At 55.6% G+C, this 14548-nt stretch carries 15 protein-coding genes and 1 tRNA gene; 6 read left to right on the top strand and 10 right to left on the bottom strand.

Annotation, left to right across the window (positions count from 1 at the left end):
• Nucleotides 1-238 precede the first annotated feature (238 nt).
• The 9 genes from ACP7A4_RS17665 to ACP7A4_RS17625 all read right to left on the bottom strand — a co-directional run bounded on the left by ACP7A4_RS17665 (nucleotide 239) and on the right by ACP7A4_RS17625 (nucleotide 8575).
• Nucleotides 239-1291 (bottom strand): FUSC family protein, encoded by a 1053-nt coding sequence (locus tag ACP7A4_RS17665; protein ID WP_426247872.1) that lies wholly within the window; start codon nucleotides 1289-1291, stop codon nucleotides 239-241.
• Between the two features lie 375 nt (nucleotides 1292-1666).
• A complete protein-coding gene (gene ychF, locus ACP7A4_RS17660) occupies nucleotides 1667-2767 on the bottom strand; it encodes a redox-regulated ATPase YchF (protein WP_059762431.1) in 1101 nt (366 codons plus the stop codon).
• A 23-nt stretch (nucleotides 2768-2790) separates the two neighbouring features.
• Nucleotides 2791-3375 (bottom strand): aminoacyl-tRNA hydrolase, encoded by a 585-nt coding sequence (gene pth / locus ACP7A4_RS17655; RefSeq protein WP_048363104.1) that lies wholly within the window; start codon nucleotides 3373-3375, stop codon nucleotides 2791-2793.
• Nucleotides 3376-3540: 165 nt separating this feature from the next.
• Nucleotides 3541-4131 (bottom strand): 50S ribosomal protein L25/general stress protein Ctc, encoded by a 591-nt coding sequence (locus ACP7A4_RS17650; protein WP_059762432.1) that lies wholly within the window; start codon nucleotides 4129-4131, stop codon nucleotides 3541-3543.
• A 140-nt stretch (nucleotides 4132-4271) separates the two neighbouring features.
• Complete coding sequence (locus ACP7A4_RS17645) at nucleotides 4272-5213, bottom strand: ribose-phosphate pyrophosphokinase (RefSeq protein WP_019825119.1); 942 nt, start codon at nucleotides 5211-5213, stop codon at nucleotides 4272-4274.
• 45 nt (nucleotides 5214-5258) lie between these two features.
• Nucleotides 5259-5333, bottom strand: a tRNA-Gln gene (locus tag ACP7A4_RS17640).
• A 37-nt stretch (nucleotides 5334-5370) separates the two neighbouring features.
• Nucleotides 5371-6219, bottom strand: a complete 849-nt coding sequence (ispE, locus tag ACP7A4_RS17635) for a 4-(cytidine 5'-diphospho)-2-C-methyl-D-erythritol kinase (protein WP_048400283.1) — start codon at nucleotides 6217-6219, stop codon at nucleotides 5371-5373.
• A gap of 1 nt (nucleotide 6220) precedes the next feature.
• Nucleotides 6221-6847 (bottom strand): lipoprotein insertase outer membrane protein LolB, encoded by a 627-nt coding sequence (gene lolB, locus ACP7A4_RS17630; protein ID WP_059762434.1) that lies wholly within the window; start codon nucleotides 6845-6847, stop codon nucleotides 6221-6223.
• Nucleotides 6848-6850: 3 nt separating this feature from the next.
• A complete protein-coding gene (locus ACP7A4_RS17625) occupies nucleotides 6851-8575 on the bottom strand; it encodes a tetratricopeptide repeat protein (RefSeq protein ID WP_426247871.1) in 1725 nt (574 codons plus the stop codon).
• A gap of 212 nt (nucleotides 8576-8787) precedes the next feature.
• Between ACP7A4_RS17625 and hemA the strand changes: the two genes are divergently transcribed.
• From hemA to ACP7A4_RS17595, 6 genes are all read left to right on the top strand, one after another.
• Nucleotides 8788-10074: a glutamyl-tRNA reductase gene (gene hemA / locus ACP7A4_RS17620; protein WP_048363109.1), complete on the top strand. Its 1287-nt coding sequence runs from the start codon at nucleotides 8788-8790 to the stop codon at nucleotides 10072-10074.
• Nucleotides 10074-11156, top strand: coding sequence for a peptide chain release factor 1 (gene prfA / locus ACP7A4_RS17615; protein WP_426247870.1), 1083 nt, complete (start codon nucleotides 10074-10076; stop codon nucleotides 11154-11156). Before hemA ends, prfA begins: the two co-directional genes overlap by 1 nt.
• On the top strand, nucleotides 11157-11987 hold the full coding sequence (gene prmC / locus ACP7A4_RS17610; protein ID WP_059762436.1) for a peptide chain release factor N(5)-glutamine methyltransferase: 831 nt from the start codon (nucleotides 11157-11159) through the stop codon (nucleotides 11985-11987). It abuts the gene before it with no gap.
• A complete protein-coding gene (locus ACP7A4_RS17605) occupies nucleotides 11981-12736 on the top strand; it encodes a molybdopterin-synthase adenylyltransferase MoeB (protein WP_059762437.1) in 756 nt (251 codons plus the stop codon). The genes prmC and ACP7A4_RS17605 overlap by 7 nt, the downstream gene beginning before the upstream one ends.
• Nucleotides 12729-13520: a glutamate racemase gene (murI, locus tag ACP7A4_RS17600; RefSeq protein ID WP_059762438.1), complete on the top strand. Its 792-nt coding sequence runs from the start codon at nucleotides 12729-12731 to the stop codon at nucleotides 13518-13520. The genes ACP7A4_RS17605 and murI overlap by 8 nt, the downstream gene beginning before the upstream one ends.
• A 113-nt stretch (nucleotides 13521-13633) precedes the next feature.
• Complete coding sequence (locus ACP7A4_RS17595; protein ID WP_426247869.1) at nucleotides 13634-14152, top strand: acyloxyacyl hydrolase; 519 nt, start codon at nucleotides 13634-13636, stop codon at nucleotides 14150-14152.
• Between the two features lies 1 nt (nucleotide 14153).
• On the opposite strand, the gene ACP7A4_RS17590 is transcribed toward ACP7A4_RS17595, so the two are convergent.
• On the bottom strand, nucleotides 14154-14459 hold the full coding sequence (locus ACP7A4_RS17590) for a YkgJ family cysteine cluster protein (protein WP_048363115.1): 306 nt from the start codon (nucleotides 14457-14459) through the stop codon (nucleotides 14154-14156).
• Between the last annotated feature and the right edge of the window lie 89 nt (nucleotides 14460-14548).

The raw sequence follows: 14548 nt of genomic DNA, 5'->3' as shown, positions 1-14548 counted from the left end.
TAGGAAAGTTCTTTGGTTTGATGGGTAAGTGTCATTCATAAATCATTTTTTGTGAGGTTTGTATGTTGTTACACAATGATTGGCAGTGGGTTGGGTCCATATATAAAGCTGGGTGATTATAGCGGTATGTGTTCTCTGTTTTAATTAAGGAAGTCAGTGAGCTTCGGGTGTCTGGAACTGTCGAGAGACATAAGAATATGTTTTGCTTTCGCCTTTAGATATCAAGCCTGCTCGTTTTTCATTTTTCAGTATCTCTATGTGTAGTGAGTCTGAATGTTAATAATGCACTCTCAACCGTTTGTAAGTGTTCTAAGCAAAGTTGCCAAGGTGCAGCGCTAATATCCGCTACGTCGTAAGGGGTGTTTGGGGTAGGGGGCGTGTTGTTGTCTTCCCTGGCAAGGGCTAAGCAACGGGTAGCCACGCAGCTCAAGCGTTCATGCAGTGAGGGTGGCGGTGTGCCTTGCTCTTTGCGCAAGGCATTGGCAAACGCTTCAGAGAACAGCAAGGCGCTGGCGTAAAGTCGAACGGCGTGGCGTTCGTAACGACTGGCAATCTCTTTGACCTCACGTGAAGCAAAACGTCCGCGTAACGTCCACCGAGCAGTATTTCGTGCCATGGCGATGCCGTTTTCCAATGTAATGAGGCTGTCGTGAGCTGAAGAAAAAATCTGTACTGCATTGTGCGCTTTGGACGCGTCATTATTTTCGAGAGCCTCAAGGCTTTTTTCAAATCCTGAAGCGAGCTTTTCCAAGAGCTCTTTTGCTGAACTATCGATAATGCCAATGGGGTTGGGGGTCATCAGTATTTGGCTGAAGACCAATCCAACTCCCGCTCCCATGATCACATCCAGCATGCGTACAGCACCTGCGCTCTCAGGACCTACTGCCAGCATCAATACAGCCGAGACTCCTGCCTGAATCGGAACTACAGGAGCCAGGCCATATAGGGCTGCAATGGCAATGGCCGCGAATGTTGCAAAGCCAATTCGTAATAATGGATAAGAGTCGGGGAGCCACAGAGCGGCTTCGCCCACCAGAATTCCGGTTGCAACACCTACCATCAAGCCTATCGCTTGCTTGCCGTGACTAGGGAGGCCTGGCGCGAGGCACACAACCGCACTGATCGCTGCAAAGACTGGGTGCGCATGACCGAAAAAGTGCTGGGCAAGGATCCATGCCAACGCGGCCGCAATAGCTGAAGCCAGTGCATCTCGCCAAGCGGATGACCAGCGAGACACCACCCGTTCAATCAGGGGATTAGTGAAGCGATTGAAGAACAGCTTGGCGAACATTGAACCCCCCGATCGGCCCGTCAATGGGCGTAGTAACTGACTATAGATCCTTTGTTTCTGGGTTTGGCTCTGCGCAAAGCGCTAGCCGTTCCTTTCCAGAATCGGTGAGGGCTACATCGGATGTGTAGAGTGCAATGCGCGCACTCATAGCTGCATCCATTTATGTAGGAAAGATGTTACGTCACGTCAAGAGCTTGCCGCGTCGAACCTAGACTCACAAGACACATTTGGGATGTAGTGAATTTTCTTCAAGATCAAAGGATTCTTCTTACGCTTGATAGGGAATAAGCACCAAAAACAAGAGGCATTGATAGCAAAGTTAAAAAAACAGGCCAAAAAAAACCGCGCCTGAGCGCGGTTTTTTTCGTGTTGTGTTTACACGTTGAAGCGGAAGTGCAGAACGTCACCGTCTTTAACGATGTATTCCTTGCCTTCCAGACGCCATTTACCAGCTTCTTTTGCACCCGCTTCACCGTTGAATTTGATGAAATCGTCGTAGGCGATTACTTCAGCGCGGATAAAGCCTTTTTCGAAGTCGGTGTGGATCACACCGGCGGCTTGTGGCGCCGTAGCACCGACTTTCACGGTCCAGGCGCGAACTTCTTGAACGCCAGCGGTGAAGTAGGTTTGCAGGTTGAGCATTTCGTAACCTGCGCGAATCACGCGGTTCAGGCCTGGCTCTTCAAGGCCCAGAGCCTCCAGGAACATGTCTTTTTCTTCGCCGTCGTCCAGCTCGGCAATTTCGGCTTCAATCTTGTTGCAGACCGGCACCACGATGGCGCCTTCTTCTGCCGCAATCGCCATCACCACGTCAAGCAACGGATTGTTTTCGAAGCCGTCTTCGGCCACGTTGGCGATGTACATCACCGGCTTGGTCGTCAGCAGGTGGAAGCCTTTGATGATGTGTTTCTCATCAGCGTCCATGTTCTTGATCAGGCTGCGTGCCGGCTTGCCCAAGGTGAAGTGGGCAATCAGTTGCTCCAGCAAGGCTTTTTGAGCCACCGCGTCTTTGTCACCGCCTTTGGCGTTACGCGCGACCTTCTGCAATTGCTTTTCGCAGCTGTCGAGGTCGGCGAAGATCAGCTCAATGTCGATGATCTCGATATCGCGTTTCGGGTCAACGCTGTTGGAAACGTGAATCACGTTTTCGTCTTCAAAGCAGCGGACCACGTGAGCAATGGCATCGGTCTCACGGATGTTGGCCAAGAACTTGTTGCCCAGCCCTTCGCCTTTCGATGCGCCAGCCACCAGGCCTGCGATATCGACGAACTCCATAGTGGTAGGCAAGATGCGCTGAGGCTTGACGATGGCAGCTAGCGCGTCCAGACGTGGGTCGGGCATCGGCACGATGCCGGTGTTCGGCTCGATCGTGCAGAAGGGGAAGTTCTCAGCCGCAATACCGGATTTGGTCAGGGCGTTGAACAGGGTGGACTTGCCGACGTTAGGCAGGCCGACGATGCCGCAGTTGAATCCCATGGTGTTTTCCCCGAGGAGTAGAGTCAGGCCTTCTGGCTGTGCAGGTTTTTCATCGCACGGTTCCATTCCCCGGCGAGGATATCCGGCAGCACGCCGAGGGCAAAATCGATGCTGGCGTCCAGTTTTTCCTGTTCGGCGCGTGGCGCACGACCCAGGACAAAGTTGGACACCATGCTGGCGACGCCTGGGTGGCCAATGCCGAGCCGCAGACGGTAGAAATTATTGTTGTTCCCCAGTTGCGCGATGATGTCGCGCAGCCCGTTGTGACCTCCGTGGCCGCCGCCCAGCTTGAGCTTGGCAACGCCGGGAGGGAGATCCAGTTCGTCGTGGGCCACCAATATGGACTGCGGTTCAATGCGGTAGAAACCGGCAAGTGCCGCTACGGCCTGGCCGCTTCGGTTCATATAAGTGGTGGGAATCAACAGGCGAACATCCTGACCTTGGTGGCTGAAACGCCCGGTCAGGCCAAAATACTTGCGATCCGCAACGAGATTGACCCCGTTTGCTGACGCTAGACGCTCAACAAAAAGGGCCCCTGCGTTATGCCGGGTCTGTTCGTATTCGGTGCCTGGATTTCCCAGGCCAACGATCAGTTTTATGGCGGTCACGACAAGGGCCCTTCTATGGCGTTGTGAATAACATCACCGCTGACAGCAGCGGCGAAAACGGACAAAAATACGGGTTTACATGAGTAAACTTCGCGATCTTGTCCGCTTTACTCGCTGCGTGTTAGCTCGCGATGTTTCTCAAAACTCCAACAACAGAGTAATGAATTACTCTGCGTCTGCTTCTGGTGCAACACGTGGAGCGTGAACGTTGGCTACTGCCAGGTCGTTACCGTGTGCCAGAGCTACGAACTCAACGCCTTTAGGAGCGGTGATGTCCGACAGGTGAATGATCGAGCCGACTTCAGCGTTAGCCAGGTCAACTTCGATGAATTCAGGCAGGTCTTTTGGCAGGCAGGAAACTTCGATTTCAGCAACAACGTGCGAGATCTCGCCGCCTTTCTTGATCGGAGCAGCTTCACCAACAAAGTGAACTGGAACGATTGCAGTCAGCTTTTGACCGGCAACAACGCGAACGAAGTCAGCGTGCATCACGTGGCCTTTAGCCGGGTGACGTTGCAGAGCTTTGATGATCACGTTTTGCTTAACGCCGCCAACAGTCAGTTCGATAACGTGGCTGTAAGCCGCTTCGTTTTCGAGCAGTTTGGCAACTTCTTTGGCCAGCATGCTGATGGATTCAGGGGCTTTTTCGCCACCGTAAACTACAGCTGGAACCAGGCTTGCGAGACGACGCAGGCGGCGGCTCGCACCTTTCCCCAGGTCGGAACGCACTTCAGCATTCAGAGTAAAATCGTTCATGTTGTATCTCCAAAATAACCACATCCGGCCTAGCGTTTGCGACCAGCGCTATGGACGGTATGGGCAAAAAAGCCCCGCCCCAACAGGCTGTTGGGGCGGGGCGCTTTTCGTCAACGTGATATCCGAGAAGGGCAGGGCCCTTATCGGAACATCGCGCTGATCGATTCTTCGTTGCTGATGCGGCGAACCGCTTCAGCCACAACCGGTGCGATATCCAACTGGCGGATACGCGAACAGGCTTGTGCGGCAGCGGACAGCGGAATGGTGTTAGTCACCACCAGCTCATCCAGCATGGAATTTTCGATATTCTCGATTGCCCGACCCGACAGCACAGGGTGTGTGCAGTAGGCGAACACTTTGGATGCGCCATGCTCTTTCAAGGCTTTAGCCGCATGGCACAGAGTGCCGGCGGTATCGACCATGTCATCAACCAGAATGCAGGTACGCCCTTCGACATCACCAATGATATGCATCACTTCCGAGTGATTGGCTTTCTCACGGCGTTTGTCGATGATACCCAGATCAACGCCCAGGGATTTTGCAACAGCACGTGCACGCACGACGCCGCCGATATCCGGGGACACAATCATAAGGTTCTCAAAGCGCTGATCTTCGATGTCATCCACCAAAACTGGGGAGCCATAGATGTTATCTACAGGAATATCGAAGAAGCCCTGAATTTGGTCAGCATGCAAATCAACCGTGAGAACACGATCGATGCCGACTACGGTAAGCATGTCAGCAACAACTTTTGCGCTGATAGCCACACGTGCGGAGCGCGGACGGCGATCCTGACGGGCATAACCAAAGTAAGGAATAACAGCAGTAATACGAGTCGCTGAGGAGCGGCGGAAGGCATCAGCCATCACGACGAGTTCCATCAGGTTATCGTTGGTCGGAGCACAAGTCGGCTGAATGATGAAAACGTCTTTACCGCGGACATTTTCATTAATCTCAGCGGTAATCTCGCCGTCGGAAAACTTACCGACAGAAATGTCACCGAGTGGGATATGCAGCTGACGTACGACACGCCGAGCCAGATCGGGGTTAGCGTTCCCCGTAAAGACCATCATCTTGGACACGCGCAGTACCTGAAGGCTGAGGGTAACCTGGATGAGTATAAGAAATGGCAGGGGCGGCTGGATTCGAACCAACGCATGGCAGGATCAAAACCTGCTGCCTTACCGCTTGGCGACGCCCCTGTATCTGTTGCTACGAGTACCGTGTACCCGTTTCCGCTTACAGATTTTGTAGTGTGCGATGCAACATCGAAACGTTGCTTCCCTTTGCTACAAACCCTGTATGGGTCTCTGTAAGAAGGTGCAGGACTTTATCAGCATCTGCTTCGTTTGGGAAGGCCCCAAATATACAACTTCCAGTTCCAGTTAATTTTGCCTCGGTATATTTACCTAACAAATTCAAAGCTTTACGTACATCTGGGTAAAGCTCCGTCACTACTGCTTCGCAGTCGTTTCGGCTGTTTCCCTTGGGAACGGGGCGCACTTTAATGGGCAAAGAGTTACGTGTCAACAAAGGATGTGAAAAAATTTCTGCTGTGCTTACAGAGACTTGCGGTACAAGCACCACATACCAAGGCTCTTCGGGGTATTCGGGTGACAGGATTTCGCCCACGCCCTCAGCGAAAGCGGCGTGGCCGCGTACGAAAACCGGTACGTCAGCCCCCAGACTCAAACCCAATGCGGCCAGGCGATCCTCATCCCAACCCAGTTGCCAAAGATGATTGAGGGCCAGCAATGTGGTGGCGGCATTGGAGCTGCCGCCGCCAATGCCGCCGCCCATAGGCAGCACTTTTTTGATCCGGATATCAATGCCCAGCGGGCAGGCGGCGTGTTGCTGAAGTAGTTTTGCTGCTCTGACGATCAAGTTCTGATCATGGGGCACGCCGGGGAACTCGGTGTGCAGGCAGATCTTTGCGTCATCGCGCACCGAAAACGTCATTTCATCGCCGTAATCGAGAAATTGAAACAATGTTTGCAGCTCGTGATAGCCGTCCTCGCGACGGCCAAGGATGTGCAGCATCAAATTCAGTTTTGCCGGTGAAGGCAAAGTCAGTGGATTTTTTTGCATGTCATTGACCCAACTGACGGGGTTGCCAATCTTTCACCACCAGAGTGACGTCCAGATCGGTACCGTGCAGCTTAATGCGCTCAGGGACCCAGAAGCCGTTTTGTTCGACGTAACTCAGGTATTCAATTTTCCAGCCGTCCTGTTCCAGATTGGCCAGGCGGCTGTCTGCATTGAGTGTGACCCGGCTTTTGCTGCCGGGAGCCGGTAGTCCGCGCACCCACCAGACCAAATGTGACACGGGCAGGCTCCAGCCCAGTTGTTCGCCCAGCAGTTGTTCTGGTGTGGACGCTTCATAGCGGCCCTGATTGGCAACTTCCAGGCTCACATTTCCGGGCCGTCCGGTCAGGCGGGCGGCACCCCGGCCCAGTGGGCCTGACAAGCGAATGTCGTAATAGTCCTGGCGCTGCAACCAAAACAAGGTCGCGCTGCCGGAGTCTTTAGGGGCGCGAATTCCGACCTTGCCGTTGATCTGCCAGCCGTCGAGTTGCGTCAAATGCTGTTTGTGTTCTGTCCACAGCGCCGGGCTGCCGTGACCCTCAACCGATTCACGGGCGCCAAACATCGAGCAGCCGGCCAAAAGGGCGATCAAGCCAAAGGCAATAAGGTGTCGCAGGTGGCGATAAAACATGATTTAAAGAGTCTCGGATCCGGTCAGGCGCAAAACGGTTTTGCGCAGGAGAGGGCTGTCGGGGTTTTCTTTAAGAAACGTGGCCCATATTTGCTTGGCTTCGCGCTGCTTGCCATTGGCCCAAAGCACCTCGCCCAAGTGCGCGGCGACTTCTTGGTCCGGGAAGCGCTCCAGTGCCTGGCGCAACAAACGCTCGGCTTCATCCAGATTGCCAAGGCGATAATTCACCCAGCCCAAGCTGTCGAGCACGGCCGGATCATCCGGGTTGATGTCGTAAGCCTGCTGAATCAGTGCTTTGGCTTCGGCGTAGCGCGTCGTCCGATCTGACAGGGTGTAGCCCAGTGCGTTCAATGCCATTGCGTTGTCAGGCTCGCGGGCAATGATGGCGCGCAAGTCTTTTTCCATTTGCGGCAGGTCATTGCGCTTTTCGGCCAGCATGGCGCGTGAGTACAACAGGTTCAGATCATCCGGGTACTGTTTCAGCGCTTGTTGCAGGACATTCCAGGCACGGTTTGTCTGATTGTTCGCACTCAATGTTTCTGCTTCGATCAAAAACAACTGAATCGCGTAGTCCGGTTGCTCATCTCGTGCAGTGGCAAGTTTGGTGGATGCTTCAGCGCCCCGGCCGTGGCTGATCAAAATGTCAGCCTGGCGCAGTTGGGCGGGCAAATAGTCATTGCCGGGGCCCACCAGGGCGTATTCGATCAGTGCGCCTTGCGGGTCGTTGCGCTCCTCGGCAATCCGGCCAAGGTTTAAATGCGCGGAGTCTACGTGGCTGTCGCGCTCAATCAGTGTTTGCAGATAGCCTTCGGCCTCGTCCCAGGCTTTGCCTTCAAGGCACACCAATGCCAGCGAAAAGCGCAGTTCATCGTCTTCGGGGTATTGCTGGAGCAGGCTGGCGAACTGGGCTTTGGCTTGATCCATGCGGTTCTGTTCAACCAGTGTGCGGGCATACGTCAGGCCCAGGCGCTTGTCCTCAGGGTACTGTTCGACACTTTTTTTCAGCAGCGGCAGGGCTTCGTCGCCGCGATCAAGCCCTTGCAAGATGCGCGCTCGCAGCAGCACCGGTGCGACTTCACCGGCTTGCGGCGGATTGCGTTCCAGCAGCTTGAGTGCGCCTTGTGCGTCACCGTCCTGCTGCATCAACAAGGCTTTGCCGAAAATAAGCTGGCCGTTGTCCGGATGCCTGGCGAGTAATTGATCAAAGCTTTTGAGCAATCCGCTGCGGGTGTCTGGGTCTGTTTCGGCGGCCGATAAGGCTAAAAAGTCAAAGTGAGTATCGCCTTTGGCTTGCAGGACTTTTTCCATGTACACCATGGAATCGTCATACCGGCCGTTGCGTGCCAACTGAATAGCGGCCGCGCGTTGTGCTTCCAGATCATCCGGTGCGTTTCTGGCCCAAATCAGCGATGTGTCGAGTGCGGCCTGATCGGCGCCCAGGTACTCGGCAATGCGAAAGGCGCGCTCGGAAATTCCCGGGTCCTGGGTGTTGATGGCCTGGGTCACGTAGTTATCCAGTGCCAGGTCCAGTCGATTACGCTGGCCCGCCAATTCGGCGCTTAACAAGCTGTACAGCGTGTCTTCGCTGAATGAGCTGTAGACCGTTGGTTTTTCGGGTGCGGAGGTGGCGTCTTCGACCGGGGACGATTCGTTCGGCGACGTGGGAGCCAAGGCCTGGCAGCCACTGAGGAAGACGAGAGCAAGGAGCAACGCGGAGGATCTATTCATATAAGAGAAGGGCGACTTACCTGCGGTCGGGGCATCATGACACATGCGACAGGGCAAACCCTAACAGCTGCGACTATCGATATGAAGGGCCAGGATGATGGCTAATTGGGCGTCAACAGACCTTAACTATAGAGACAATAGTCAGCAATGGTTGTTCTCAATCTGGCGAAGTAGGACAATTGCCGGCTTCTCGTCATCATCAGCGATCTTGAATGGCCTTCCTTGCACTCGGTATTAACCACAAGACTGCTTCAGTAGACGTGCGCGAGCGCGTGGCTTTTACCCCTGAGCAGTTGGTTGAGGCCTTGCAGCAGCTCTGCCGACTCACCGACAGTCGCGAAGCTGCGATCCTCTCAACCTGCAATCGCAGTGAGCTGTATATAGAGCAAGACCACCTTTCAGCCGATACGGTCCTGAAATGGCTGGCTGACTATCATAAGCTCGACCTCGATGCGCTGAGGTCCTGCGCCTACATCCATGAAGAGGACGCAGCGGTTCGCCACATGATGCGAGTGGCGGCGGGCCTCGACTCGCTGGTATTGGGTGAGCCGCAAATTCTCGGTCAGTTGAAGTCGGCGTATGCCGTGGCGCGTGAAGCGGGCACTGTCGGGCCGTTGTTGGGGCGCCTGTTTCAGGCCACCTTTAACTCGGCCAAGCAAGTGCGCACTGAAACGGCTATTGGCGAGAACCCGGTGTCGGTGGCGTTTGCCGCGGTCAGCCTGGCGAAGCAGATTTTCAGCGACTTGCAGCGCAGTCAGGCATTGCTCATCGGTGCAGGCGAAACCATTACGCTGGTCGCCCGTCACCTGCATGACCTGGGGGTTAAACGTATCGTGGTGGCAAACCGTACGCTTGAACGCGCCAGCATTTTGGCTGAACAGTTCGGCGCACATGCGGTGTTGTTGTCGGACATTCCCCAAGAGTTGGTGCACAGCGATATCGTCATCAGTTCTACCGCCAGCCAATTACCGATCTTGGGTAAGGGCGCGGTTGAAAGCGCTTTAAAGCTGCGCAAGCACAAACCTATTTTTATGGTCGACATCGCTGTTCCGCGCGATATCGAACCTGAAGTCGGCGAGTTAGACGACGTTTATCTCTATACCGTCGATGACTTGCATGAGGTCGTGGCTGAAAACCTCAAGAGCCGTCAGGGCGCCGCGCAAGCGGCAGAAGAACTGGTCAGTATTGGCGCTGACGAATTCATGGTGCGTTTACGTGAATTGGCCGCGGTTGATGTGCTCAAGGCTTACCGTCAACAAGGCGAGCGCCTGCGTGACGAAGAATTGCAAAAAGCCCAGAAAATGCTCGCCAATGGCGGCAACCCTGAAGACGTGCTGGCACAACTGGCACGCGGCTTGACGAATAAACTGCTTCACGCCCCCAGCGTGCAGCTGAAAAAGCTTTCCGCCGAAGGCCGCCTCGATGCGCTGGCCATGGCCCAAGAACTTTTTGCCCTCGGTGAGGGCTCATCGGATAGCTCTGCGGATAAAAAATCGTAATGAAAGCGTCACTGCTTAATAAGCTGGACATCCTCCAGGACCGTTTTGAAGAATTGACCGCGTTGCTTGGTGATGGCGAGGTCATTTCGGATCAAACCAAATTTCGTGCGTATTCCAAGGAGTACGCAGAAGTTGAGCCTATTGCTGGTGCTTATAGCCAATGGCTAAAAGTCCAGGCTGACCTTGAAGGCGCACAAGCGTTACTCAAAGACAGCGACCCCGACATGCGTGAAATGGCGGTCGAGGAGGTGCGCGAAGCCAAAGAGCGGCTGATTGAGCTCGAAGGTGATTTGCAACGCATGCTGCTGCCCAAAGACCCGAACGACGGGCGTAACGTATTCCTTGAAATTCGTGCCGGTACGGGCGGTGATGAGGCGGCGATCTTTGCCGGTGACCTGTTTCGCATGTACTCCCGTTACGCTGAGCGTCGTGGCTGGAGGCTGGAAATCCTGTCTGAAAACCCGGGTGAGCATGGCGGCTATAAAGAAGTCATTGCTCGCGTCGAAGGGGACAACGTTTACGGCAAGTTGAAGTTCGAGTCCGGCGTGCACCGCGTTCAGCGAGTCCCGGCCACCGAGTCTCAGGGCCGTATTCACACCTCTGCCTGCACCGTGGCAGTGTTGCCTGAACCCGATGAGCAGGAAGCCATCGAGATCAATCCGGCCGATTTGCGTGTCGATACCTACCGTTCTTCCGGCGCGGGCGGTCAGCACGTCAACAAGACCGACTCGGCCATCCGTATCACTCACTTGCCTTCGGGCATCGTGGTGGAGTGCCAGGAGGAGCGTTCGCAGCATAAAAACCGTGCGCGGGCGATGTCGTGGCTTTCAGCTAAATTGAATGACCAGCAAACCAGCGCTGCGGCCAATGCCATTGCCAGCGAGCGTAAGTTGCTGGTGGGCTCGGGAGACCGCTCCGAGCGCATCCGGACCTACAATTTTGCGCAAGGACGAGTGACCGATCACCGCGTCAATCTCACCTTGTATTCATTGGATGAAGTGCTGGCAGGCGGCGTAGAAGCCGTGATCGAGCCGTTGTTAGCCGAATACCAGGCCGATCAACTGACCGCGTTGGGTGAATAAATGACCATTATTGCCAGCTTGTTACGGGCTGCCGAATTGCCTGACTCGCCCACGGCCCGACTGGATGCCGAGTTGTTGTTGGCCGCCGCCCTGGGCAAGTCGCGCAGTTACCTGCACACATGGCCCGAGAAAATTGTCAGCAGCGAATCGGCACTGATCTTTGCCGACTACCTGCAACGCCGTCGGGCGGGTGAGCCGGTGGCCTACATTTTGGGTCAGCAAGGGTTCTGGAATCTTGACCTGGAAGTGGCGCCACACACGTTGATTCCGCGCCCGGACACCGAATTGCTGGTTGAGACAGCATTGCAGCTGCTGCCTGCAACACCGGCTAACGTGCTGGATCTGGGCACCGGCAGCGGCGCCATTGCGCTGGCCTTGGCCAGTGAACGTGCGGCCTGGCAGGTGACGGCGGTTGACCGTGTGCTTGAGGCCGTTGCTCTGGCCGAGCGTAATCGCCAGCGCTTGGCGCTGGACAACGTCACTGTGCTCAACAGTCATTGGTTCAGTGCTTTGGCCGACCATCGTTTTGACCTGATTATCAGCAACCCGCCTTACATTGCGGCGGGTGATGTTCACCTGGCTGAAGGCGACGTGCGTTTCGAACCCGAAAGTGCGTTGGTGGCGGGCCCCGACGGGCTGGACGATATTCGCGAGATTGTCGCCGCAGCCCCGCAGCACCTCAACCCGGGGGCATGGCTGATGCTCGAACACGGTTACGACCAGGGCGCGCCCGTGCGTGACTTGCTGCAAGGTGCCGGTTTTACCCAGGTTCAAAGCCGCAAGGACCTGGGCGCTCATGAGCGCATTACGTTGGGCCGCCTGCCGTGCTGACCGATCAGGAGCTGTTGCGCTACAGCCGACAGATCCTCTTGCAACAGGTCGACATCGACGGCCAGTTAAAACTCAAGCACAGCCGCGTGCTGATCGTCGGTCTGGGCGGGCTGGGTTCGCCAGTGGCGTTGTATTTGGCCGCGGCGGGTGTGGGTGAACTGCATGTGGCTGACTTCGATCACGTCGATGTGACCAATCTGCAACGCCAGATCATCCATGACACGGCCAGTGTCGGTCAGAGCAAGGTCGACTCGGCCATGGCTCGACTGGCCGCGATCAACCCTGAAATCACCTTGCTGGCCCATCGCTGCGCGCTGGACGCCGACTCGCTGGCCAAGGCCGTGGACGCGGTGGATTTAGTGCTCGACTGCTGCGATAACTTCGCCACTCGCGAAGCGGTCAACGCCGCCTGTGTCGCGGCGCGTAAACCGTTGGTCAGTGGTGCAGCCATTCGCCTTGAAGGCCAGTTGTCCGTGTTTGACGTGCGCCAACCTGCCAGCCCCTGCTATCACTGTTTATACGGGCACGGCAGCGATGACGACCTGACGTGCAGCGAAGCCGGGGTGATCGGGCCGCTGGTGGGGTTGGTGGGCAGTTTGCAGGCCCTCGAAGCGCTCAAGCTACTGGCAGGTTTTGGTGAGCCGTTGGTGGGGCGCTTGTTATTGATTGATGCGCTGGGTACGCGGTTTCGCGAGTTGCGGGTCAAGCGCGACCCGGCGTGCAGTGTGTGCGGCCCTGCCCATGAGTGACGCGCCGATTGGGGTGTTCGACTCCGGTGTAGGCGGGCTGTCGGTGCTCAATGAGATCCGCGCATTACTGCCCAATGAGTCGCTGCTCTACGTCGGCGACTGTGGGCATATTCCCTATGGCGAGAAAACCCCAGAATTCATCCGTCAGCGGTGTGTAGTGATGGCTGACTTCTTCCAGCGCCAAGGCGCCAAAGCGTTTGTCCTGGCCTGTAATACCGCCACCGTCGCAGGTGTGGCAGATGTGCGTCAGCGCTATGGGAACTGGCCGATTGTTGGCATGGAGCCGGCCGTCAAACCGGCCGCGGCGGCCACGCGCAGTGGCGTGGTGGGCGTACTCGCTACCACTGGCACGTTACAAAGTGCCAAGTTTGCCGCCTTGCTGGATCGATTTGCCAGCGATGTACGCGTCATTACCCAACCTTGCCCCGGTTTGGTTGAACTGATTGAAACCGGCGACCTGCACAGCGAAGCCTTGGTCACGCTGCTGCGTGGCTATGTGGAGCCGTTATTGGCCGCAGGTTGCGACACGATTATTTTGGGCTGTACGCATTATCCCTTCCTCAAGCCTCTGCTCAGTCAGATGCTCCCGCCCTCGATCTGTCTGATCGATACCGGTGCCGCCGTGGCCCGGCAACTGCAACGCTTGCTCCACGAACGTGGTCTGTTAGCCAGTGGCCCGGCCCAAGACACGCAGTTCTGGACCAGCGCTTCACCTGAAAAAATGCGAAAAATCCTACCTGTGCTGTGGAATAAATCTGGCGTTGTGCGAAGCTTCGACCTGTAAAAAAATGTGTGCTTGTTCAAATGGGTTGAACTTCACCTTTTGATTGGATTCATACCGCCTGCCTGATGGGGCACACCACACACGACCTATGCATTCGAAAATAGGATTTTCTTATGACGCGTTTTTTTAGCTTGGCTGTTCTTACAGCAACCGTTCTGGGGCACAGTTTCACGGCACAAGCGGCCGGTATCGAATTTGGGGTAGGGCATACCAGTCAGTCGAGCATGACGTATCGCTTGGGCCTTAAGTCCGACTGGGACAAGAGTTGGTTACAAAGCGATGTCGGCCGTCTGACGGGGTATTGGGATGGCGCTTATACGTATTGGGATGGCAAAAAGTCATCCAGCAGCAACAGCCTGTCGTTCTCCCCGGTATTTGTGTACGAATTTGCCGGTGAAACGGTAAAGCCCTACATCGAAGCCGGGATCGGCATCGCGCTGTTTTCCAAGACCGAAGTCGAAGAGCAAAAACTGGGGACCGCGTTTCAGTTTGAGGACCGGATTGGTTTCGGTTTGCGCTTTACCGGCGGGCATGAGGTGGGCATTCGCGCTACCCACTACTCCAACGCCGGACTTTCCAGCACCAACGACGGGGTGGAAAGCTACGCACTGCATTACACGATGCCGTTGTAGCCTAACGATAGACGGTGGCGATGCCTTGGCGTTCGTTGAGGCATTCAACGTCACCCATCTCGAACTCGCGGCAAATCAGCGGGCGCTTCTCGTAAATGGTGCACATCATGGTGTTGCGGTCCAGGGCCGCACACCAGCCATCGTCAAGGCGCAACATCACTTCGCCTCCCCAGTCATCGGTGTCGATAAAGCGTTCAGGCACACCGGTTTCGGTGATCAGCATCACTTCCAGTTGGCAGCAGCACGCCGCACACGTCGAACAGGTGACGGCGGGTTCGGTAATTTCAGTCAGGGGGATGTTGGTCATAGGCGCGCAGTGTAAGGCAGTGCTGCGTTCAGGTGTAAAACAGCTGACAATCGCACACCTCTACGTTCTGTAGTCGCTGGCGAACAGCG

The organism is Pseudomonas sp. TWR3-1-1 (genome assembly GCF_049896545.1).
Taxonomy (GTDB): Bacteria; Pseudomonadota; Gammaproteobacteria; order Pseudomonadales; family Pseudomonadaceae; genus Aquipseudomonas; species Aquipseudomonas weihenstephanensis.
This window is presented reverse-complemented; position numbering and strand designations above follow the sequence as displayed.

Excerpts from the sequence above, each read along its gene's own strand:
- ACP7A4_RS17665 (WP_426247872.1), bottom strand. The coding sequence starts at position 1,291 with ATGTTCGCCAAGCTGTTCTTCAATCGCTTCACTAATCCCCTGATTGAA.
- ychF (WP_059762431.1), bottom strand. The coding sequence starts at position 2,767 with ATGGGATTCAACTGCGGCATCGTCGGCCTGCCTAACGTCGGCAAGTCC.
- ACP7A4_RS17650 (WP_059762432.1), bottom strand. The coding sequence starts at position 4,131 with ATGAACGATTTTACTCTGAATGCTGAAGTGCGTTCCGACCTGGGGAAA.
- ispE (WP_048400283.1), bottom strand. The coding sequence starts at position 6,219 with ATGCAAAAAAATCCACTGACTTTGCCTTCACCGGCAAAACTGAATTTG.
- lolB (WP_059762434.1), bottom strand. The coding sequence starts at position 6,847 with ATGTTTTATCGCCACCTGCGACACCTTATTGCCTTTGGCTTGATCGCC.
- ACP7A4_RS17625 (WP_426247871.1), bottom strand. The coding sequence starts at position 8,575 with ATGAATAGATCCTCCGCGTTGCTCCTTGCTCTCGTCTTCCTCAGTGGC.
- hemA (WP_048363109.1), top strand. The coding sequence starts at position 8,788 with ATGGCCTTCCTTGCACTCGGTATTAACCACAAGACTGCTTCAGTAGAC.
- prfA (WP_426247870.1), top strand. The coding sequence starts at position 10,074 with ATGAAAGCGTCACTGCTTAATAAGCTGGACATCCTCCAGGACCGTTTT.
- prmC (WP_059762436.1), top strand. The coding sequence starts at position 11,157 with ATGACCATTATTGCCAGCTTGTTACGGGCTGCCGAATTGCCTGACTCG.
- murI (WP_059762438.1), top strand. The coding sequence starts at position 12,729 with ATGAGTGACGCGCCGATTGGGGTGTTCGACTCCGGTGTAGGCGGGCTG.
- ACP7A4_RS17595 (WP_426247869.1), top strand. The coding sequence starts at position 13,634 with ATGACGCGTTTTTTTAGCTTGGCTGTTCTTACAGCAACCGTTCTGGGG.
- ACP7A4_RS17590 (WP_048363115.1), bottom strand. The coding sequence starts at position 14,459 with ATGACCAACATCCCCCTGACTGAAATTACCGAACCCGCCGTCACCTGT.